General features: G+C 72.3%; 15 protein-coding genes and 1 tRNA gene. 4 read left to right on the top strand and 12 right to left on the bottom strand.

The window, feature by feature from the left end; translation table 11 throughout:
* Position 1: 1 nt before the first annotated feature.
* Entirely contained in the window at positions 2-937 is a 936-nt protein-coding gene (locus D1781_RS10775; protein WP_119482298.1) for a M56 family metallopeptidase, read from the top strand.
* A gap of 115 nt (positions 938-1,052) precedes the next feature.
* On the opposite strand, the gene rpsA is transcribed toward D1781_RS10775, so the two are convergent.
* Together rpsA and D1781_RS10785 are read right to left on the bottom strand one after the other, a co-directional pair.
* Positions 1,053-2,492 carry a 30S ribosomal protein S1 gene (rpsA, locus tag D1781_RS10780; RefSeq protein WP_119482299.1) on the bottom strand — a complete coding sequence of 480 codons (1,440 nt, stop codon included), beginning with the start codon at positions 2,490-2,492 and terminating at the stop codon, positions 1,053-1,055.
* A 220-nt stretch (positions 2,493-2,712) separates the two neighbouring features.
* Complete coding sequence (locus tag D1781_RS10785) at positions 2,713-4,368, bottom strand: DUF885 domain-containing protein (RefSeq protein ID WP_119483194.1); 1,656 nt, start codon at positions 4,366-4,368, stop codon at positions 2,713-2,715.
* 175 nt (positions 4,369-4,543) lie between these two features.
* Between D1781_RS10785 and D1781_RS10790 the strand changes: the two genes are divergently transcribed.
* Positions 4,544-5,365 carry a class II glutamine amidotransferase gene (locus tag D1781_RS10790; protein ID WP_119482300.1) on the top strand — a complete coding sequence of 274 codons (822 nt, stop codon included), beginning with the start codon at positions 4,544-4,546 and terminating at the stop codon, positions 5,363-5,365.
* Positions 5,366-5,425: 60 nt separating this feature from the next.
* On the opposite strand, the gene D1781_RS10795 is transcribed toward D1781_RS10790, so the two are convergent.
* From D1781_RS10795 to polA, 5 genes are all read right to left on the bottom strand, one after another.
* Entirely contained in the window at positions 5,426-5,695 is a 270-nt protein-coding gene (locus D1781_RS10795) for an HPr family phosphocarrier protein (protein WP_119482301.1), read from the bottom strand.
* 42 nt (positions 5,696-5,737) lie between these two features.
* Positions 5,738-6,193, bottom strand: coding sequence for a PTS sugar transporter subunit IIA (locus tag D1781_RS10800; protein WP_119482302.1), 456 nt, complete (start codon positions 6,191-6,193; stop codon positions 5,738-5,740).
* Positions 6,194-6,196: 3 nt separating this feature from the next.
* Positions 6,197-6,505 (bottom strand): PTS lactose transporter subunit IIB, encoded by a 309-nt coding sequence (locus D1781_RS10805; RefSeq protein WP_119482303.1) that lies wholly within the window; start codon positions 6,503-6,505, stop codon positions 6,197-6,199.
* A gap of 139 nt (positions 6,506-6,644) precedes the next feature.
* Positions 6,645-7,874 carry a PTS transporter subunit EIIC gene (locus D1781_RS10810; RefSeq protein WP_119482304.1) on the bottom strand — a complete coding sequence of 410 codons (1,230 nt, stop codon included), beginning with the start codon at positions 7,872-7,874 and terminating at the stop codon, positions 6,645-6,647.
* A gap of 152 nt (positions 7,875-8,026) precedes the next feature.
* Entirely contained in the window at positions 8,027-10,702 is a 2,676-nt protein-coding gene (polA, locus tag D1781_RS10815; protein WP_119482305.1) for a DNA polymerase I, read from the bottom strand.
* Positions 10,703-10,756: 54 nt separating this feature from the next.
* Here polA and D1781_RS10820 point away from each other — a divergent pair, with 54 nt between their 5' ends.
* Positions 10,757-11,182: a PaaI family thioesterase gene (locus D1781_RS10820; protein ID WP_119482306.1), complete on the top strand. Its 426-nt coding sequence runs from the start codon at positions 10,757-10,759 to the stop codon at positions 11,180-11,182.
* Between the two features lie 91 nt (positions 11,183-11,273).
* Here the strand turns inward: D1781_RS10820 and D1781_RS10825 are convergent, their stop codons facing one another.
* Positions 11,274-11,876 carry an ANTAR domain-containing response regulator gene (locus D1781_RS10825; protein WP_119482307.1) on the bottom strand — a complete coding sequence of 201 codons (603 nt, stop codon included), beginning with the start codon at positions 11,874-11,876 and terminating at the stop codon, positions 11,274-11,276.
* Positions 11,877-11,907: 31 nt separating this feature from the next.
* On the opposite strand from D1781_RS10825, the gene D1781_RS10830 reads away from it, so the two are divergent.
* A tRNA-Leu gene (locus tag D1781_RS10830) sits at positions 11,908-11,990 on the top strand.
* Between the two features lie 114 nt (positions 11,991-12,104).
* On the opposite strand, the gene D1781_RS10835 is transcribed toward D1781_RS10830, so the two are convergent.
* From D1781_RS10835 to gltB, 4 genes are all read right to left on the bottom strand, one after another.
* A complete protein-coding gene (locus tag D1781_RS10835; protein WP_119482308.1) occupies positions 12,105-12,497 on the bottom strand; it encodes an OsmC family protein in 393 nt (130 codons plus the stop codon).
* Positions 12,498-12,505: 8 nt separating this feature from the next.
* Positions 12,506-13,954, bottom strand: a complete 1,449-nt coding sequence (gene pyk, locus D1781_RS10840; RefSeq protein ID WP_119482309.1) for a pyruvate kinase — start codon at positions 13,952-13,954, stop codon at positions 12,506-12,508.
* 85 nt (positions 13,955-14,039) lie between these two features.
* Positions 14,040-15,497: a glutamate synthase subunit beta gene (locus tag D1781_RS10845; protein WP_119482310.1), complete on the bottom strand. Its 1,458-nt coding sequence runs from the start codon at positions 15,495-15,497 to the stop codon at positions 14,040-14,042.
* 161 nt (positions 15,498-15,658) lie between these two features.
* Positions 15,659-20,236, bottom strand: coding sequence for a glutamate synthase large subunit (gltB, locus tag D1781_RS10850; RefSeq protein WP_233551275.1), 4,578 nt, complete (start codon positions 20,234-20,236; stop codon positions 15,659-15,661).
* Between the last annotated feature and the right edge of the window lie 49 nt (positions 20,237-20,285).

The raw sequence follows: 20,285 nt of genomic DNA on the forward strand, positions 1-20,285 counted from the left end.
GATGATCCTCGCGGCGGCGCTGCTCGCCGTCCTCGCGATCCTGCTCGCGTGGCCGGTGCCGCTGGCCGTCGCGCGCAGCGCGTGGCCCGACCGCGCGCCGGGCACCGCGCTGCTGCTCTGGCAGGCCATCGCGCTCGCGGGCGTCCTCTCCCTGATCGGGTCGCTGCTCGCCGCGGGGCTCGCGCCGTACGGGGACCACCTCCTGGCCGCGCTGCGCGCCTTCGCGTCGGAGAGCGTCCGCGGCTCCCTCCCGCCCGGCACGACCGCGCTCTCCGGCCTCGCGCTCGCGGCGGCCCTGCTGCTCGGCGGCCACCTCGTCGCGAACCTCGTGCTCACGGTCGTGCGGACCGAGCGCCAGCGGGCCCGGCACCGGAGCCTGCTGCTCATGCTCAGCGCACCGATGCCGGAGGCGCCCCGCACCCGGCTGCTCGACGCCGAGGCGCCGATCGCCTACTGCCTCCCCGGCACGGCGCGCAGCCTGACGGTGCTGTCCGCCGGGCTCGTCGACCTGCTGAGCGACCAGGAGGTGCAGGGCGTCGTCGAGCACGAGCGGGCGCACCTGCGGCAGCACCACGCGCTCGTGCTCGTCGCGTTCCGGGCCTGGCGGATCGCGCTCCCCTGGTTCCCCGTCGCGAGCCGCGCGCAGGACGCGGTCGGCCTGCTGACCGAGATGCTCGCGGACGACGAGGCGCGCACCAAGGTGCCGGACCCGGTGCTCGCGCGCGCGATCACCGCGGTCGCGAGCGGCGGCGGCGTGCTCGGCGAGCCCGGCGCGGACCAGCCCGCGGCGGACCCGTCCTCCGTCGAGCGGCGCGTCCGGCGGCTGGTCCACCCGGCGCCCGTGCCGGGCTACGTCCGCGTCCTGGTGCCGCTCGCGGCGATCGCGCTCGTCGTCGTACCGCCGGTGCTGCTCGCGGCCCCGGCGTTCACCGGCTGACCGCGGGTCGCGGGAGCACCGGCGACCCCGGGCTCAGGACGGCCCGGGAACGCCGAAGGGCGGCTCCCCGACCGGGGAACCGCCCTCCTGCGTGCGATCGATCAGCAGCCGATGATCAGCGGCTGGCGAGACGCTCGCGCAGCGCCGCGAGCGACTCGTCGTCGGCCAGGCGGCCGGCGGACGAGGTGTCGCTCGTGAAGGTGTTCGCGGCGACGGCCTCGGCCTCGTCCGCGAGCTGCTTCTGGATCTGCGCCTTGTGCGCCTCCCAGCGGGCCTGCGCCGCGGCGTACTCCTGCTCCCACTTGTCGCGCTGCTCCTCGAAGCCCTCGCGCCACTCGTTGGTCTCCGGGTCGAAGCCCTCGGGGTACTTGTAGTTGCCCTGCTCGTCGTACTCGGTGAGCATGCCGTAGAGCGCCGGGTCGAACTCGGTGCCCTCGGGGTCCACGTCCTCGTTCGCCTGCTTGAGCGACAGCGAGATGCGACGGCGCTCCAGGTCGATGTCGATGATCTTGACGAACACCTCGTCGCCGACCGACACGACCTGCTCCGCGAGCTCGACGTGACGGGCCGACAGCTCCGAGATGTGGACGAGGCCCTCGATGCCGTCCGCGACGCGGACGAACGCGCCGAACGGCACGAGCTTCGTGACCTTGCCCGGCGCGACCTGACCGATCGCGTGGGTGCGGGCGAAGACCTGCCACGGGTCCTCCTGCGTCGCCTTCAGCGACAGGGAGACGCGCTCGCGGTCCAGGTCGACCTCGAGCACCTCGACGGTGACCTCCTGGCCGACCTCGACGACCTCGCTCGCGTGCTCGATGTGCTTCCACGAGAGCTCGGAGACGTGCACGAGCCCGTCCACGCCGCCCAGATCGACGAACGCGCCGAAGTTGACGATCGAGGAGACCGTGCCCTTGCGGACCTGGCCCTTGTGCAGGTTGTTGAGGAACGTGGTGCGCGACTCGGACTGCGTCTGCTCGAGCAGGGCGCGGCGCGAGAGGACCACGTTGTTGCGGTTCTTGTCGAGCTCGAGGATCTTCGCCTCGAGGCTCTGACCGAGGTACGGCGTGAGGTCGCGGACACGGCGCAGCTCGATGAGGGACGCCGGCAGGAAGCCGCGGAGGCCGATGTCGACGATGAGGCCGCCCTTGACGACCTCGATGACGGTGCCGGTGACGACGCCGTCCTCCTCCTTGATGCGCTCCACGTCGCCCCAGGCGCGCTCGTACTGGGCGCGCTTCTTGGAGAGGATCAGCCGACCCTCCTTGTCCTCCTTCTGGAGGACGAGGGCCTCGACGTTGTCGCCGACGGCGACGACCTCGTTCGGGTCGACGTCGTGCTTGATGGAGAGCTCGCGCGAGGGGATGACGCCCTCGGTCTTGTAGCCGACGTCGAGGAGGACCTCGTCGCGGTCGATCTTCACGACGGTGCCCTCGATGAGGTCGCCGTCGTTGAAGAACTTCAGGGTCTTCTCGACCGCGGCCAGGAAGTCCTCTGCAGAGCCGATGTCGTTGATCGCGACCTGCTTGGGGGCCGATGCGGTCGGTGTGAGAGTCATGGAGTTGATGAGGTGGTTTCTGTCGGGTCGCGACGTGCCGGACGGCCGCCGCGACGTGCGGATGGAGTTGTGGCGGATCCGGCGTCGAAGTGCGACCCGGGACCCGGGCGACCCTCGGGCGACGGCGCCGTCCGGAGGCCTGGTGCGAGCGGCGGCCGAGCGGTCGCGCACGCGATCCAGCAGTCTACCCGCATTCCCCCGACACGGGGAGGGCGTCCGCTCAGCCGAGCAGGGCGGTCCGGAGGGTGTCGAGCCCCATGCCGCCCTGCAGCAGGACGCGGCGGTGCCAGGCCTTCACGTCGAAGCCGTCGCCGGCCCGGAGCGCGGACTCCGCGCGGAGCTCCTCCCAGATCCGCTGGCCCACCTTGTACGAGGCGGCCTGCCCGGGCCACCCGCAGTAGCGGTCGACCTCGAAGCGGAGGATCGCGTCGTCCATGTGCACGTGGCGGCGGAACAGCTCGAGGGCCGAGTCGCGCGTCCAGACGGCGCCGTCCGGGTCGCGCTTGCCGAGGTGCAGGCCGATGTCGATGACGACGCGTGCCGCCCGCATCCGCTGCCCGTCGAGCATCCCGAGCCGGTCGGCCGGGTCGTCGAGGTACCCGAGCTCCTCCATCAGCCGCTCGGCGTAGAGGGCCCAGCCCTCCCAGTAGCCCGAGGTGCCGGCGTTCCGGCGCCACGTGTTCAGGTCCCGGTTCGTCAGCGCGGTCGCGATCTGGAGGTGATGCCCGGGCACGCCCTCGTGGTACACGGTCGTGGTCTCGCGCCAGGTCGTGAAGCGCTCCACGCCCTCCGGCACGGACCACCACATCCGGCCCGGCCGCGAGAAGTCGTCGGTCGGCGGCGTGTAGTAGATGACGCCCGAGTGCGTCGGAGCGATGCGGCACTCGAGGGTGCGCACCGGGCCCTCGATCGCGAAGTGGGTGCGCCCGAGCTCCTCGACCGCGGCGTCGGACAGCCGCTGCATCCACGCCTGCAGCGCGGCGGTGCCGTCGAGGCGCTGCGCCGGGTCCTCCTCGAGGGCGGCGATCGCGTCCTCGACGGTGCCGCCCGGCACGATGCGCTGCGCGACCGCCTCCTGCTCGGCCGCCATCCGGCCGAGCTCCGCGAGCCCCCACTCGTAGGTGTCGTCGAGGTCCACGGCGGCGCCGAGGAATCGGCGGGACTGCAGCGCGTACAGCTCGCGCCCCACGGCGTCCGCCTCGTGCGCTGCCGGCCCCACCTCGGTCTCGAGCACGCCGGCGAGGCGCTCGTAGGCCTCCGCGGCCGACCGGCCCGCGGCGGCGACCTCCTCGGCGAGCGCGGCGGGCACGCCCGCCTCGGCCGCCTGCGCGGCGAGCGACGCGAAGGTGCCGCCGGGACCGGCGAACTCCCGGGCCTGGTCGGCCGCCAGCGCGACCTGCCGCCGCGCCGGCACCGCACCGGTCCGCACGCCCAGGCGGAGGCGCTCCTCGTAGCCGGCGAGCGCGCCGGCGACGTTCGCGAGCCGCGTGCGGATCCGCGCCCAGTCCTCCTCCGTCGCGGTCGGCTCCAGGTCGAGCACGTCGCGGATCCCCTGCACGGGCGACTCGATGTTGTTCACGTCGCGCAGCGGCAGCCCGGCCTCGCGCTGCTCGACCGAGAGCTCGAGCTCCCGCGTCAGGTCGGCCTTCGTGACCGCGTCGACCTCGTCGACGGCCTCGGCCGCGGCGAGGCGGCGCAGCACGGCGCGCTCCGCCTCGTCGTCCGCGGCCAGCCCGTCGGGCGACCAGTCCGCGTACCGGCCGTCGAAGCCCGGCCGGCCCAGGTGGACCGCCTGCTCCGGGTGCAGGGCGACGGAGGCGTCCATCCACTCCTCCGCGATGCGGTCGATCTCGGTCGGGGTCCTGCCTGCCTGCATGCGGCGACGGTAGCCGGTGCCGACCGGGCGGGGCCGGGTCCGCATCCCGTGTACCCGGCGGCAGTGTTGCGCGTCGTTACACGCGTGCAACGCGGCCCGGCGTACCGTGGCCGCAGTAGCCCGCCGGCGTCAAGGGTGTCGCTGGTCCACCCCGACGCGCGCTTGGAGACGACACATGTGCCGACTGCTCGGCTCCGCCTCCCCGGTGCCCGCGACCGTCGAAGCGGTGCTCGGCGGCGGGCAGCGGCAGGTCTTCACCGACATGGCCCGGCTGCACCGGGACGGCTGGGGCACCGCGTGGCGCGACGAGCACGGCGCGATCCGCCGGCACGTGCGGCCGGCGACGGCGGTCGGCGACGCCGACCTCGAGGAGACCCTGGCGAGCGGCGCGTCGACCGCCCGCATCGTGCACCTCCGGCTCGCCACGATGGGGCTCGCCTGCTCGACCGAGAACACCCACCCCTTCCTCGCCGACGGGATGGCGTTCGCGCACAACGGCTCCCTCGAGCCGGCCGGCCCGATCGAGCGGCTGATCGGCGCCGAGCAGCGCGCGACGCTCGAGGGCACGACCGACAGCGAGCGCTACTTCGCGGCCGTCCGGACCCTGGTCGCCCGGGGCGCGAGCACCTTCGACGCGCTCGTCGAGACCGTCGCCGCGCTGCGCATCGCCTACCCGCACCGCAGCCTGAACGCGCTGCTGCTGACCGGCACGGAGCTGTTCGCGGTGCACGCGAGCGAGGACGTGCCGATCCCCCACGGCGTCTTCGCCGCGAGCGGCATCCCCGCCGACCTGCTCCCCCGCCACCACGTCGACGCGTACTACCTCATGCGATCCCGGCGCGGCGAGGACGGCTCGACCCAGTTCGCGTCGAGCGGCCTCGACATCGCGGGCTGGGAGCCGCTGCCCGCGGAGACCGTGACCCGGGTCGACCTCGCGACGCTCGCGACCGAGACCGTGCCGCTGTCGGCCGCGGGCCCCGTGGGGCTGGTCGCCTGAGACGTCGGAGGGGCCCGGCGCCGTCCGGCGCCGGGCCCCTCCGACGAGGGCACCTGCCCGCTACTCCTTGTCGAGGTCCGTCGACAGCAGCTCGACCAGCGAGTCGAGCGCGGCGTCCGCGCCGTCGCCGTCGGCGGAGAGGGTGACCTCCTCGCCGTGGCCGATGCCGAGCGACAGGATCCCGAGGATGCTCGCCGCGTTGACGCTCTTGCCGGCCTTGGTCGTCAGCGTCACGGGCACGCCCGCCTTGGCCGCGGCCTGGCTGAAGAGGGACGCCGGCCGCGCGTGCAGGCCGACGCTCGATGCGATGGAAACGGTGCGCTCAGGCATGGTGCTCCTTGGTTCAGGTGGGCGGGCGGGAGCCCGGTCGGGTCAGTCGTCGTCCTCGTCGGGCGTGAGCAGGGTGTAGACCTGCTCGGCGCTCGTCGCGTTCCGGAGCTGCTCGGCCTTGTCCGGGTCGAGCAGGATCTCGGCGAGCTGCGAGAGCAGGGCGATGTGCCCGCCGCCCGCGGCCGCGATGCCGACGCAGACCGAGACGGCGTTGCCGTCCCAGTCGACGCCGTCCGGGAACCGGAGCACGACGAGGGCGTCGCGCTTCACGGACTCCTTGCCGGCGAGGGTGCCGTGCGGGATCGCGACGCCCTCCCCGACGAAGGTCGAGACGGTGTTCTCGCGCTGGATCATCGCGTCGACGTAGGACTCGTCGACCGCGCCCGCGGCGACGAGCGCCGCGCCGCACTGGCGCACCGCGTCGAAGCGGTCGCTCGCGACGGCGTCCAGCCGGATGGAGTCCTCGGCGAGGAGGGACGTGAGTGCGGCGTCGGCCATGGCTCAGACCTCGACCGTCGTGCCGTCCTGGATCGCCTTGACGATCTTCGCGACCTTCGGGTCGCCCAGGAACAGCTGGAACGGGACGACCGGCACGTCGGGGACGACGCCCTGCGCGCGATCGGCGAGGCCCGCCTGCGTGACGACGACGTCCGCGTCCTGCGGGATGTGCGCGACGGGCGAGTGCTCGACCACGACGCCGCTCTTCTTCAACTGCTTCTTCAGCTGACCGGCCAGCATGACGCTGCTGCCCATGCCCGCGTCGCACGCGACGATCAGCTTCTTGATGCTCGACCCATCGATCGTGGTCATCGACTTCCGCTCCTTCGCTCCGGTCGTTGCCGACCCTACTTCACCCGTGCTGGGGCACACTCGGGGTGCTCCCCGCACATCGTCCTCAACGCGCTCGGGGCGGGAGCAATGCCCCCGCCCCGAGTGTTCGATGAATCGATCAGGCGCCGGCGACCGCGGTCTTCCGGCCCTTGTTCGCGGCGTTCTGCGCGTTGGCCTCGTCGAGGTCCATCGCGGTGCGCTCGTTGCGGCCGAAGCCGAGCAGGAGCATGCCGACGACGAACGAGACACCGGCGGCGATGACGACGCCGATGAGGTTCGCCACGATCGTGCCCGGGGCGGACACGAGGATGTAGGCGATGATCGAGCCCGGCGAGGCGGGGGCGATGAGGCCGCCGCCGAGGAGCACGAAGGTCAGCACGCCCGCGGCACCGCCGACGATCGTCGCGATGACGAGGATCGGCTTCATGAGCACGTACGGGAAGTAGATCTCGTGGATGCCGCCGAGGAAGTGGACGATCATCGCGGACGGCACGGTCGGACGCACGGCGCGCGGGCCGAAGAGCCACATGGCGACGAGGATGCCGAGGCCCGGGCCGGGGTTCGACTCGATCATGAACAGGATCGACGTGCCGCCGCCCTGGGCCTGCTGCGTGCCGAGGGGCACCAGCACGCCGTTGCCGATCGCGTTGTTCAGGAACAGCACCTTCGCCGGCTCGACGATGATCGACGCGAGCGGGAGCAGCCCGGACTCGACGAGGAAGTCGACGACGGCGCCGAGGCCGGTGTTGATCGCGATGATGATCGGCCCCAGCACGTAGATGCCGATGACCGCGAACGCGCCGCCGATGATGCCGGCGGAGAAGTTGTCGACCAGCATCTCGAAGCCGGAGGCGAGCTTGCCGTCGACCAGGCGGTCCCACAGCTTCAGGACGAGCGCCGTCAGCGGGCCCATGATGAAGCCGGCGAGGAAGTTGGGGCCGAGGCCCGTGATGTCCTTCGGGACGGGCAGGCCGGCGGGAGCGATCTGGAGCGCGACCGGGGCGACGACGGCGCCGATCGTGGCGATCGCGCCGACGACGGCACCGCGCTGCCCGTGGACCAGGCGGCCGCCGGTGTAGCCGATCAGGATCGGCAGCAGGAAGACGATGATCGGCCCGACGACGGTCGAGACCGTCGACGAGAAGGACGTCACGTCCTTCGGGCCGAGCCCGAACCAGGCGCGGGCGATGAGGTTCACCCAGCCGTTCTCGATGGTGAGCGCCGTGATCAGGCCCCAGGCGATGAACGCGCCCAGGTTGGGCATGATCATGCCTGCGAGGAAGGCGCCGAAGCGCTGGATCGCCGCGCGCGGGCCGGTGCCCGTCACGGTCGGCGTGAATGCGGACATTGTCCTTGTTACCCCTTTGTAGCGAGTCCGATGTGCGGATGCAGCGAGTTCCATCAGCCCCGGAAGTCCCGGGCCGACTGCATCCAAGTCCGAAACGTTGATCGTGTCAACCACGACGCGATCACGATTCGACCCGCTGCCGGGGCACCCCGTCAGTGGGCGGCGGCGTCCCAGTCGTGACCCGTCCCGACCTGCACCTCGAGGGGCACGCGGAGCGTCGCCGCGTCGCGCATCCGGGACTCGACGATGGCGCCGAGCTCGTCCTCCTCGCCGGGCGCGACCTCGAGCACGAGCTCGTCGTGGACCTGCAGCAGCAGGCGGGAGCGCAGCTCCCGCTCCGCCATGTCCCGGCCGACGCCGATCATCGCGATCTTCATGATGTCGGCGGCCGTGCCCTGGATCGGCGCGTTCAGCGCCGCGCGCTCCGCGTTGCTGCGCAGCACCCGGTTCGGGCTGTTCAGGTCCGGGAACGGGCGCCGGCGGCCGAAGATCGTCTCGGTGAAGCCGTCGACGCGGGCCTGCTCCACGACGTTCCGCAGGTAGTCGCGCACGCCGCCGAAGCGCTCGAAGTAGCCCTGCATCAGGTCCTCCGCCTCGCGGCGGTCGATGCGCAGCTGCTGCGAGAGGCCGAACGCCGACAGGCCGTACGCGAGGCCGTAGGACATCGCCTTGACCTTCGTGCGCATGAACGGCGTGACGTCGCCGGGGTCGACGCCGAAGACGCGCGAGCCGACGAAGCGGTGCAGGTCCTCGCCGGAGTGGAACGCCTCGATGAGGCCCGCGTCCTCCGAGAGGTGCGCCATGATCCGCATCTCGATCTGCGAGTAGTCGGCGGTGAGCAGGGTCGGGTAGCCCTCCCCCGCGACGAAGGCGCCGCGGATCCGCCTGCCCTCCTCCGCGCGGATGGGGATGTTCTGCAGGTTCGGGTCGTTCGAGGAGATCCGCCCGGTGGTCGTGCCGGTCTGCACGTAGGTCGTGTGGATCCGGCCGTCCTCCGCGATGCCGCGCTGCAGCGTCTCGATGATCTGGCGGAGCTTCGACGCATCGCGGTGCTGCAGCAGCACGTCGAGGAACGGGTGCGGGTGGGAGGCCTGCAGGTCCGCGAGGGAGTCGGCGTCGGTCGAGAAGCCGGTCTTCGTGCGCCGGGTCCCCGGCATCCCGAGCTCGCCGAACAGCACCTCCTGCAGCTGCTTCGGCGAGCCGAGGTTCAGCTCGTGGCCGACGATGGCGTAGGCCTCGTCCGCCAGCTCGGCGATGCGGGTCGAGAGCTCGGTGTTCAGCGCGTCGAGCGCGACGGCGTCGACCGCGACGCCCGAGGACTCCATCCGGGCGAGCACCTCGAGCGTCGGCAGCTCGATGTCGACGAGGACCTGGAGCGTGCGGTCGTCGAGGCCCTCCCGCAGCACGTGCGCGGCGCGCAGCACGTACCACGCGTGCGTCGGCGCGGGGCTGCCGCCGCCGACGTCGGGGACGAGCTGGTTCGGGTCCGCCTCGGGCAGGCGCTCCTGCAGGTAGCGGTCGACGACCTGGGCGAGCGTCTTCTCCTGCCCGCTCGGGCGCAGCAGCCAGCCCGCGAGCAGCGTGTCGAACGCCGTGCCCCGCAGCATCAGCCCGCTCGCCGACAGCGCCTTCAGCTGCGTCTTGGCGTCGTGCAGGAGCTTCGGCGCGGTCGGGTCCGCCAGCCACCCCTCGAGCGGGGCGTAGTCGGCCCGGTCGGGCTGCCACGGCAGGTCGACCGTCTCCTCCGCGCCGGCGACGCCGATCGAGACGACGCGACCGCCCTGCGTCTCCACCTGCAGGCCGAGGCCCTCGGGATGGGCGGCGCGCATGCGGTCGAACCAGCCCTGCAGCTCCTCGTCGAGCAGCTGCTGCGGCGCGGGCGCGGGCGGTGCCGCGTCGGCGTCCTCCTCCGCCTCGGGCGCGGAGCCGGAGACCCCGCCGCCCTCGAGCTTCAGGACGCGGTCGAGCAGGGTGCGGAACTCGAGGCGCTTGAAGACCGTGCGGACCGCGTCCTCGTCGATGGGTCGCCGCACGAGGTCGCCGGGGCCGACCGGCAGCTCGACGTCGGTGAGCAGCCGGTTGAGCCGGCGGTTGCGGGCGGCGTTCTCCCACTGCTCGCGGAGCTTGTCGCCGACGACGCCCTTCACCTCGTCGCGGTGCTCGAGCAGGTTCTCGAGCGAGCCGTACTGCTTGATCCACTTGACGGCGGTCTTCTCGCCGACCTTGTCGATGCCGGGCAGGTTGTCGCTCGTCTCGCCGACGAGCGCGGCGATCTCCGGGTACTGGTACGGCTCGATGCCGTAGCGCTCGTTCACCTTCGCGACGTCGTAGCGGGTGAGCTCGCTCACGCCGCGGACCGACGGGTAGAGCAGGGTGACGTCCTCGTTGACGAGCTGGATCGAGTCGCGGTCGCCCGACACGACGAGCACCTCGTAGCCCTGCTCCCGGCCCTGCACGGAGAGGGTCGCGAGGATGTCGTCCGCCTCGAAGTCCTCCTTCGTGACGGAGGCGACGTTCATCGCCTTCAGCGCCTCCTGCAGCAGCGGGATCTGGCCCTTGAACTCCGGCGGCGTCTCGCTGCGCGTGCCCTTGTACTCCGGGTACTCGCGGTTGCGGAACGAGAAGCGGGAGATGTCGAAGGCGACGGCGAGGTGGCTCGGGCGCTCCTTCTGCAGCAGGAGCAGCAGCATCGACAGGAAGCCGTGGATCGCGTTCGTGTGCTGGCCGTCGGAGGTGGTGAAGCTGTCGACCGGCAGGGCGTAGAAGGCGCGGAACGCGAGCGAGTGCCCGTCCACCACGAGGAGCGTCGGCTTCGAGGCGTCGGGCATGATGCCAGCGTAGTGAGCGCCGCCGACGCTCCCAGAGCGCCCCCGGAGGCCCCGATGCAGCTCCCCGACCACCTCGACCCGGAGCTCGTGGAGCGCCTCGTCGGCACTCGCGGCGGCGAGCTCGCCGTGAGGATGGGGATCGAGTTCCTCGAGCTCTCGGCGACCCGCTCGGTCGCGCGGATGCCCGTCGAGGGGAACCGCCAGGTCGTCGGCCTCCTGCACGGCGGCGCCCACGTCGTGCTCGGCGAGAGCCTCGGCAGCGTCTCCTCCGCGATCCACGCGGGCCCCGGCCGCTACGCCGTCGGCATCGAGATCAACGCGACGCACAGCCGCTCGGTCACGGAGGGCTTCGTCACGGCGACCTGCGAGGCGCTCGTGCTCGGCCGCACGCTCTGCACCCACGAGACCGTGATCCGCGACGAGGCGGGCAACCGCTGCTCGACGGTGCGGATGACGAACCTGCTCCGCGACGCGCGCTGACACGCCCCCGCGTCGCGCGGTCACCGCGGCGATGCGCGGTCCGCATGCCGACCGCGCGACGCCAGGACGACCGCGCGACGCGGGGTGCGGGCTACTTCTTGGGGGCGGAGAGCTGCTCGATGACCGCGGCGGCGACGTCGTGCATCGTCAGGCGGCGGTCCATCGACGCCTTCTGGATCCAGCGGAACGCCTCCGGCTCCGTCAGGCCCATCTTCTCGTTCAGCAGGCCCTTGGCGCGGTCGACGAGCTTGCGCGTCTCGAAGCGCTCCACCATGTCGGCGACCTCGGACTCGAGGGCGACGATCTGGGCGTAGCGGGCGAGCGCGATCTCGATCGCGGGCAGCAGGTCGGCGGGCGTGAAGGGCTTCACGACGTAGGCCAGCGCGCCGGCCTCGGTCGCCTGCTCGACGAGCTCCTTCTGGCTGAAGGCGGTGAGCAGCACGACGGGCGCGACGTGGTCCTTCGTGAGGCGCTCGGCCGCCTTGATGCCGTCGAGCTGGGGCATGCGGACGTCCATCACGACGAGGTCGGGACGGAGCTCGGTCGCGAGCTGGACTGCGGTCTCGCCGTCGCCGGCCTCGCCCACGACGTCGAATCCGTTGTCACGCAGGATCTCGACGATGTCGAGACGGATCAGGGATTCGTCTTCCGCGACGACGACGCGGCGAGGCGCGTTGGAAACGGTCTCTGCCACGTCCGAGAGCCTAGGGTATGGAGGCGCACCGGCCGGTGTGGCGGAACGGCAGACGCGGCGCACTCAAAATGCGCTGTCCGTGAGGGCATGTGGGTTCGAGTCCCACCACCGGTACAGCGATCCCGACCCCAAGGAGTGGTCTCGAGTCCCTCGCCCGGGAACACCGGCCGTGGGGCCCATCGCTTCGCTCGCACCTCGACCAGCGGGCAGCGGCGCGGGGCGGCGCGATCAGCGCAGCCGCCTGACCGCCGTGCCGCGGGTCAGCGCCCTCGGGATCTCCGCGACCGCCTCCACGCGGTCGAGCAGCGCAGCCACGGCCGCGTCGTCCGCGGCCGCATCGACCTCGACGACGTAGGCGACGCCGGTCGACGCCCACGTCGCCGGGTCGAAGCCGCCGGAGACCGCGACGCGCACGCCGAGCACGTCGACGCCCGCGTCCTCCGCCTCGCGGTACACGTCGTTCAGCACGCAGCCGCCGACCGCGACGTGCAGCAGGTGCGCGCCGGTGAACGCGCCGCGCACGCTGACGCCGCCCTCCGTCCAGCGATGGGGCGAGACGAACAGCGGCTCGTCCTCGCGGAGCGTGCCGGCCGAGACGGACACGGGGTACGTCTCGGCCACCGTGGACCTCAGACCAGGCGCTGGTAGGCGGGCGCGGCGCCGCCGATCGCGTCGCCCATCACGTGGACGCGCACGTCGTTCGTCGAGCCCGCGATGCCGGGAGGGCTCCCGGCGATGACGACGACCTTCTCGCCGCGCGAGCAGCGGTCGATGCCGAGCAGCACGTCGTCGACCTGGTGCATCAGCTCGTCCGTCGTCGTGACGCGCGGCACGAGGAACGTCTCGACGCCCCAGCTGAGCGCGAGGCGCGACCGGATGCCGGGCTCGGGCGTGAACGCGAGCACGGGGATCTGGGAGCGGAGGCGCACCATGCGGCGCACGGAGTCGCCCGACTCGGTGAAGACGCAGAGGTACTTGGCGCCGACGAAGTCCGCGACCTCGGCTGCGGCGAGCGTGATCGCGCCGCCCTGGGTGCGGGGCTTCGTGCCGAGCGGCTTGATGCGCTCGAGGCCGTGCTCCTCCGTGGAGGAGACGATGCGGGCCATGGTGGAGACGGTGACGACGGGGTACTCCCCCACGCTCGTCTCGCCCGAGAGCATGACCGCGTCGGCGCCGTCGAGCACCGCGTTCGCGACGTCGGAGGTCTCGGCGCGGGTCGGCACCGGCGAGGAGATCATCGACTCGAGCATCTGCGTCGCGACGATGACGGGCTTCGCGAGGCGCCGGGCGATCTCGCACGCCTGCTTCTGCACGATCGGCACCTGCTCGAGCGGCAGCTCGACGCCGAGGTCGCCGCGGGCGACCATCACGCCGTCGAAGCTGTCGATGATCGCCTCGAGGTGCTCGACCGCCTGCGGCTTCTCGATCTTCGCGATGACGGGCACGCGGCGCCCGACCTCGTCCATGATCTCGTGCACGCGGGTGAGGTCGTCCGGGCTGCGGACGAAGGACAGCGCGATCAGGTCGGCGCCCAGCTCGAGGCCCCAGCGCAGGTCGGCCTCGTCCTTGTCGGACAGCGCCGGCACGTTCACCGCGACGCCGGGCAGGTTGATGCCCTTGTTGTTCGAGACCGTGCCGGCGACGACCACGCGGGTGCGCACGCGCACGCCGTCGGTGTCGATGACCTGCACGCGGACCTTGCCGTCGTCGATCAGGAGGAAGTCGCCCGCCTTGACGTCCTGCGGCAGGCCCTTGAACGTCGTGCCGACGAGCTCCTTCGTGCCGAGCACGTCCTCCGTCGTGATCGTGAAGACGTCGCCCTCGGCGAGCTCGTGCGGGCCGTCCGCGAACCGGCCGAGCCGGATCTTCGGGCCCTGCAGGTCGACCAGGACGCCGACCGCGCGGCCGGAGGCGTCGGAGGCCTCGCGGACGTTGCGGTACACCGCCTCGTGGACCTCGTAGCTGCCGTGGCTGAGGTTCATCCGGCAGACGTCGACGCCGGCGTCGATCACGGCTCGGATGTTCTCGAGGCTCGACGTGGCGGGGCCCAGCGTGGCGACGATCTTGGCGCGTCTCATGCGGTGCGGTTCCAGCTTTCGGTGCGGCGGGTGGTGCGGGTCGAGGCTAGCCGCATGACGCGGACGGGGACGAACCGGCGGAGGGTCAGATCGCGATGGCGCGGTCGGTCGGCCGCACCGGGGCGGGCAGCTCGGTGCGGCCCTCCAGGTACGCGTCCACCTCGGCGGCGACGCTGCGCCCCTCGGCGATCGCCCACACGATCAGCGACTGCCCGCGGCCCGCGTCGCCCGCGACGAACACGCCCGGCTCCGAGGTCTGGAAGCGGTCGTCGCGCGACAGGTTGCCGCGCTGGTCGAAGGGCACGCCGAGCTGGCCGGCGAGGTCGTCCTGCTCCGGGCCGGTGAAGCCCATCGCGAGCAGGACCAGGTCCGCCGGGATGAGGCGCTCGGTGCCGGCGCGCGGCACGCGGCGGCCGTCGAGGTACTCGGTCTCCGCGACGCGCAGGGACTGCACGCGGCCGTTTCCGTCGTCCACGAACTCGACGGTCGAGGCGAGGAACTCGCGGTGGCCGCCCTCCTCGTGGGAGGTCGAGACCTCGAACACCGTCGGGGACATCGGCCACGGCTGCGAGTCGCTGCGGGTCGCCGGGGGCTGCCGGCCGATCGCGAGGTTCGTCACGCTCGCGGCGCCCTGGCGGTGGGCGGTGCCGACGCAGTCCGCGCCGGTGTCGCCGCCGCCGATGACGACGACGTGGCGGTCCTCGGCGGTGATCTGGCCGGGCACGTCGTCGCCCGCGACCGCCTTGTTCGCCTGCACCAGGTACTCCATGGCGTAGTGGATCCCGTCGAGGTCCCGCCCGGGGATCGGCAGGTCGCGCGGCACGAGCGCGCCGGTGGCGACCACGACGGCGTCGTACCGCCGGCGCAGCTCGTCCCAGGCGATGTCCTTGCCGATCTCGACGCCCGCGCGGAAGCGGGTGCCCTCGGCGATCATCTGGTTCAGCCGCTGGTCGAGCCGCGACTTCTCCATCTTGAACTCGGGGATGCCGTAGCGGAGCAGGCCGCCGATGCGGTCGTCGCGCTCGTAGACCGCGACGGTGTGCCCGGCCCGGGTGAGCTGCTGCGCGGCGGCGAGGCCGGCGGGGCCGGACCCGACGACGGCGACGGTCTTGCCCGTGAGCCGCTGCGGCGGGTGCGGCTGCACCCAGCCGCGCTCGAAGGCCTGGTCGACGATCGAGACCTCGACCTGCTTGATCGTGACCGCGGGCTGGTTGATGCCGAGCACGCAGGACGACTCGCACGGCGCGGGGCAGAGGGTGCCCGTGAACTCCGGGAAGTTGTTCGTCGCGTGGAGCCGCTCGATGGCGAGGCGGCCCTCGCCGCGGTGCATCAGGTCGTTCCACTCGGGGATGAGGTTCCCGAGCGGGCAGCCCTGGTGGCAGAACGGGATGCCGCACTGCATGCAGCGGCCGGCCTGCCGGCGCAGCTCGCCGGACTCCTGCTGCTCGTACACCTCCTTCCAGTCCATGAGGCGGAGGGAGACGGGACGCCGCGGCGGGAGCTCCCGCTCGCGCGTCTTCAGGAAGCCCTTGGGGTCAGCCATGGTGCCTGCCGATCGGGGTCGATGAGGAGGAAGAAGAAGGGCGCGAAGCGCCCCGGCGGCTCATGCCGCCGAGACGCGGAGGCGCGCCAGCGCCGGAGCAGCGCGCCGCGACGGGGCCGGCGGAGCCGGTCGCGGCGGGGGCGCTCCAGGAGAAGGCCGGCTCACCCATTGGTGGCCTCCAGGATGCGGCGCCAGACGACGTCGCCGTCGGGGTCGAGGCCCTCGCCCTCGGCCTCCGCGCGCGTCGCGAGGACGGCGGCGTAGTTCCGGGGCAGCACCTTGACGAACTCGCCGACGACCGTCTCGAAGCCGTCGAGCATCCGCTGCGCGAGCGGGGAGCCCGTCGTCTCGACGTGGCGGGCGAGCAGGTCGCGGAGGATCTCGGCGTCGGCGCTGTCCATCGGCAGCAGGTCGAGCTCGCCGGCCCGCGCGTCCGTGTTCACGCGCTCGGGCGAGAGCCGGTGGACGTAGGCGGTGCCGCCGGACATGCCCGCGCCGAGGTTGCGGCCGGTCGCGCCGAGGATCACGGCGAGTCCGCCGGTCATGTACTCGAGCGCGTGGTCGCCGACGCCCTCGACGACGGCGGTCGCACCGGAGTTGCGGACGAGGAAGCGCTCCCCCACGACGCCGGAGATGAACATCGTGCCCTGCGTCGCGCCGTAGCCGATGACGTTGCCCGCGATCACGTTGTCCTCGGCGGCGAACGCCGCGTCGGCGTGGGGCCGCAGGACGATCTCGCCGCCCGAGAGGCCCTTCCCGACGTAGTCGTTGCTGTCGCCGATGAGGCGGAGCGTGATGCCCGCGGGCAGGAACGCGCCGAAGGACTGGCCGGCGGAGCCGGTCAGCACGACCTCGATCGAGCCGGACGGGAGGCCGTGCTCGCCGTGGCGCTTCGTCAGCTCGTGGCCGAGCATCGTCCCGACGGCGCGCTCCGTGTTGCGGACCGGCAGCTCGATGCGGGTCGTCCCGCCGTTCGCGAGCACGTCGGCGGCCCGCTGGATCAGCAGGTTGTCGAAGTGCTCCTCGAGCTCGTGGTCCTGCCCGACGCGGCGGGTGCGCGGCTCCTCGTCGGCGAAGGTCGGGCCGACGAGGATCGGCTCGAGGTCGAGGCCGTCGGCCTTCCAGTGCTCGACCGCCGCGTCGACGTCGAGCAGCTCCTTGCGGCCGATGACCTCCTCGAGGCTCCGGTAGCCGAGCTGCGCGAGCAGCTCGCGCACCTCCTGCGCGATGAACTCGAAGAAGTTCACGACGAACTCCGGCTTGCCCGTGAAGCGGGCGCGCAGCTCGGGGTTCTGCGTCGCGACGCCGACCGGGCAGGTGTCGAGGTGGCAGACGCGCATCATGACGCAGCCCTCGACGATCAGCGGGGCGGTCGCGAAGCCGAACTCCTCCGCGCCGAGCAGCGCCGCGACGAGCACGTCGCGGCCCGTCTTCATCTGGCCGTCGACCTGCACGGTGACGCGGTCGCGCAGCCCGTTCAGCATCAGCGTCTGCTGCGCCTCCGCGAGGCCGAGCTCCCACGGCGTGCCCGCGTGCTTCAGCGAGTTGAGCGGGGAGGCGCCCGTGCCGCCGTCGTGGCCGGAGACGAGCACGACGTCGGCCTTCGCCTTCGTCACGCCGGCCGCGACCGCGCCGATGCCCGACTGGCTGACGAGCTTCACGTGCACGCGCGCCGACGGGTTCGCCCGCTTCAGGTCGAAGATGAGCTGCTTCAGGTCCTCGATCGAGTAGATGTCGTGGTGCGGCGGCGGCGAGATCAGGCCGACGCCCGCGGTGGAGTGCCGCGTCCGCGCGATCCACGGGTACATCTTCGCCGGGGGCAGCTGCCCGCCCTCGCCGGGCTTCGCGCCCTGCGCCATCTTGATCTGGATGTCGTCGGCGTGCGTCAGGTACATGCTCGTGACGCCGAAGCGGCCGGACGCGACCTGCTTGATCTTCGAGCGGCGCTCGGGGTCGAGCAGGCGCTCGACGTCCTCGCCGCCCTCGCCGGTGTTCGACCGGCCGCCGAGCCGGTTCATCGCGATCGCGAGGGTCTCGTGCGCCTCCTTCGAGATGGAGCCGTACGACATCGCCCCGGTCTGGAAGCGGGTGACGATCGAGTCGATCGACTCGACCTCGTCCAGCGGCACCGGCTCGCGGTGCGCCGAGGCGAAGCGGAACAGGCCGCGCAGCGTCATCAGGTCGGTCGACTGGTCGTCGACGAGCTTCGTGTACTCCTTGAACACGTCGTATCGGCGCGAGCGCGTGGAGTGCTGCAGCCGGAAGACGGTCTCGGGGTTGAAGAGGTGCGGCGGCCCGCCGCGGCGCCACTGGTACTCGCCGCCGGTCGCCAGGCCCACGTGCGTGAGCGCCGCGTCCTCCTCCGGGAACGCCGCCGCGTGCCGCGCCGCGCTCTCCGCCGCGATCTCGGGCATGCCGATGCCGCCGAGCTTCGTGGTGGTGCCGGTGAAGTACTCCTGCACGAACTCGGCGGAGAGGCCGACGGCCTCGAACGCCTGCGCGGCCGCGTAGGAGGACACCGTGGAGATGCCCATCTTCGACATGATCTTCAGCACGCCCTTGCCGAGCGCCTTGATCAGGTTCCGGACCGCCTTCTCCGGCGTGATGCCCGTGATGGTGCCGGAGCGGACGAGCTGCTCGACCGTCTCCATCGCGAGGTACGGGTTCACGGCGGAGGCGCCGTAGCCGATGAGCAGCGCGACGTGGTGCACCTCGCGCACGTCGCCCGCCTCGACGATCAGGCCGACCTTCATCCGGTTCTGCTTCCGGATCAGGTGGTGGTGGATCGCGGAGATCATCAGCAGGCTCGGCACCGGCGCGAGCTCGCGGCTCGAGTCGCGGTCGGACAGCACGATGTACTCGGCGCCGCGCTCGATCGCGCGGTCGACCTCGGCCCGCATCGCCTCGATGCGGTCCTCGAGGGCCCGCTCGCCGTCCTCGACCCGGTAGAGGCCGCGCACGACCGTCGTCATCGCCGAGCCCGGCGTCGCGTCGATGTGCTGCAGCTTCGCGAGCTCGTCGTTGTCGATCACCGGGAAGTCGAGGACGACCTGGCGGGCGTGCTCCGGCGTGGAGGCGAGCAGGTTGCGCTCCGGTCCGAGGCCGAGCTTCAGGGAGGTGACGACCTCCTCGCGGATCGAGTCGAGCGGCGGGTTCGTGACCTGCGCGAACTGCTGCACGAAGTAGTCGAAGAGCAGCCGAGGCCGCTTCGACAGGATCGCGATCGGGGTGTCGGAGCCCATCGCGCCGAGCGGCTCGGCGCCCTTCTCGCCCATCGGGCCGAGCAGGATCCGCACCTCCTCGTCGGTGTAGCCGAAGGTCCGCTGCCGGCGCTGCACGGAGGCGGGCGTGTGCACGACGTGCTCGCGCTCGGGGAGGTCGGCGAGGCGGATGCGCGCGTGCTCGAGGTACTCGCCCCACGGCTTGCTCGTCGCGAGGGTCGACTTGATCTCGTCGTCCGCGATGATGCGGCCCTCGACGGTGTCGACGAGGAACATCTTCCCGGGGCGGAGCCGGCCGCGGCGGGCCACGCGGCCCGGGGCGATGTCGAGCACGCCGGTCTCCGAGGCGAGCACGATCAGGCCGTCGGTCGTCTCGAGCCAGCGACCCGGGCGCAGCCCGTTTCGGTCGAGGGTCGCGCCGACGAGCGATCCGTCGGTGAAGACGATCGCGGCGGGGCCGTCCCACGGCTCCATGAGGCCCGAGTGGTACTCGTAGAACGCGCGCAGGTCGGGGTCGAGGTCGGGCTGGTTCTCCCACGCCTCCGGCACCATCATCATCACCGCGTGCGGGAGGCTGCGGCCGGAGAGGCTGAGCAGCTCGACGACCTCGTCGAACGACGCCGAGTCGCTCGCGCCCGGCGTGCAGATCGGCAGCAGCGGCGCGACGTCGCCGATCAGCTCGCTCGAGAGCTGCGACTGGCGGGCCCGCATCCAGTTGCGGTTGCCCTGCACGGTGTTGATCTCGCCGTTGTGGGCGATCATCCGGAACGGCTGCGCGAGCGGCCACGACGGGAACGTGTTCGTCGAGTAGCGCGAGTGCACGAGCGCGAGCGTCGAGGCGAACCGCTCGTCGGACAGGTCCGGGTAGAACGGCTCGAGCTGCAGGGTCGTGACCATGCCCTTGTAGACGACGGTCCGGCTCGACAGCGACGCGAAGTAGGCCTGGTGCTCGCGCTCGGCGCGCTTGCGGAGGCGCATCGCGCGGCGGTCGAGGACGATGCCGGCCGGCCGCTCGCCCTCGCCGCGGTGCACCGCGGCGAGGAAGAGCTGCTCGATGACCGGCATCGCGGCGCGCGCCTGCGTGCCGATCGTCTCCGGGCGGGTCGGCACCGGGCGCCAGCCGAGGACCTCGAGGCCCTCCTCCGCCGCGATCGCCGCGACCGCGGCCTTCAGCCCGTTGCGCTCGCGGGCGTCGGTGGGCAGGAAGCCGAGGCCGACCGCGTACTCCCCCGCGCCGGGCAGCGCGAAGGGCGCGACGGCGGCGAGGAACTCGTGCGGGACCTGCGTGACGATGCCCGCGCCGTCGCCGGTGCCGGCGTCGGAGCCGACGGCCCCGCGGTGCTCGAGGTGCCGCAGCGCGTCGAGGGCGTGGTCGATGATGTCATGGCCGGGCGTCCCGCGGAGCGTCGCGACCATCGCGAGCCCGCAGGCGTCCTTCTCGGCGGCGGGGTCGTAGAGACCCGTCGCGGCCGGCACCGTGCTGAACGGCATGCCCGTACGGGGCGGGGTGTCGATCATGGCGTCCTCCAGGGAACCCGGGATCGGGGGGACTGTGATCGGGACGGCG

It is taken from the genome of Amnibacterium setariae, from assembly GCF_003581425.1.
GTDB classification, from domain to species: Bacteria; Actinomycetota; Actinomycetes; order Actinomycetales; family Microbacteriaceae; genus Amnibacterium; species Amnibacterium setariae.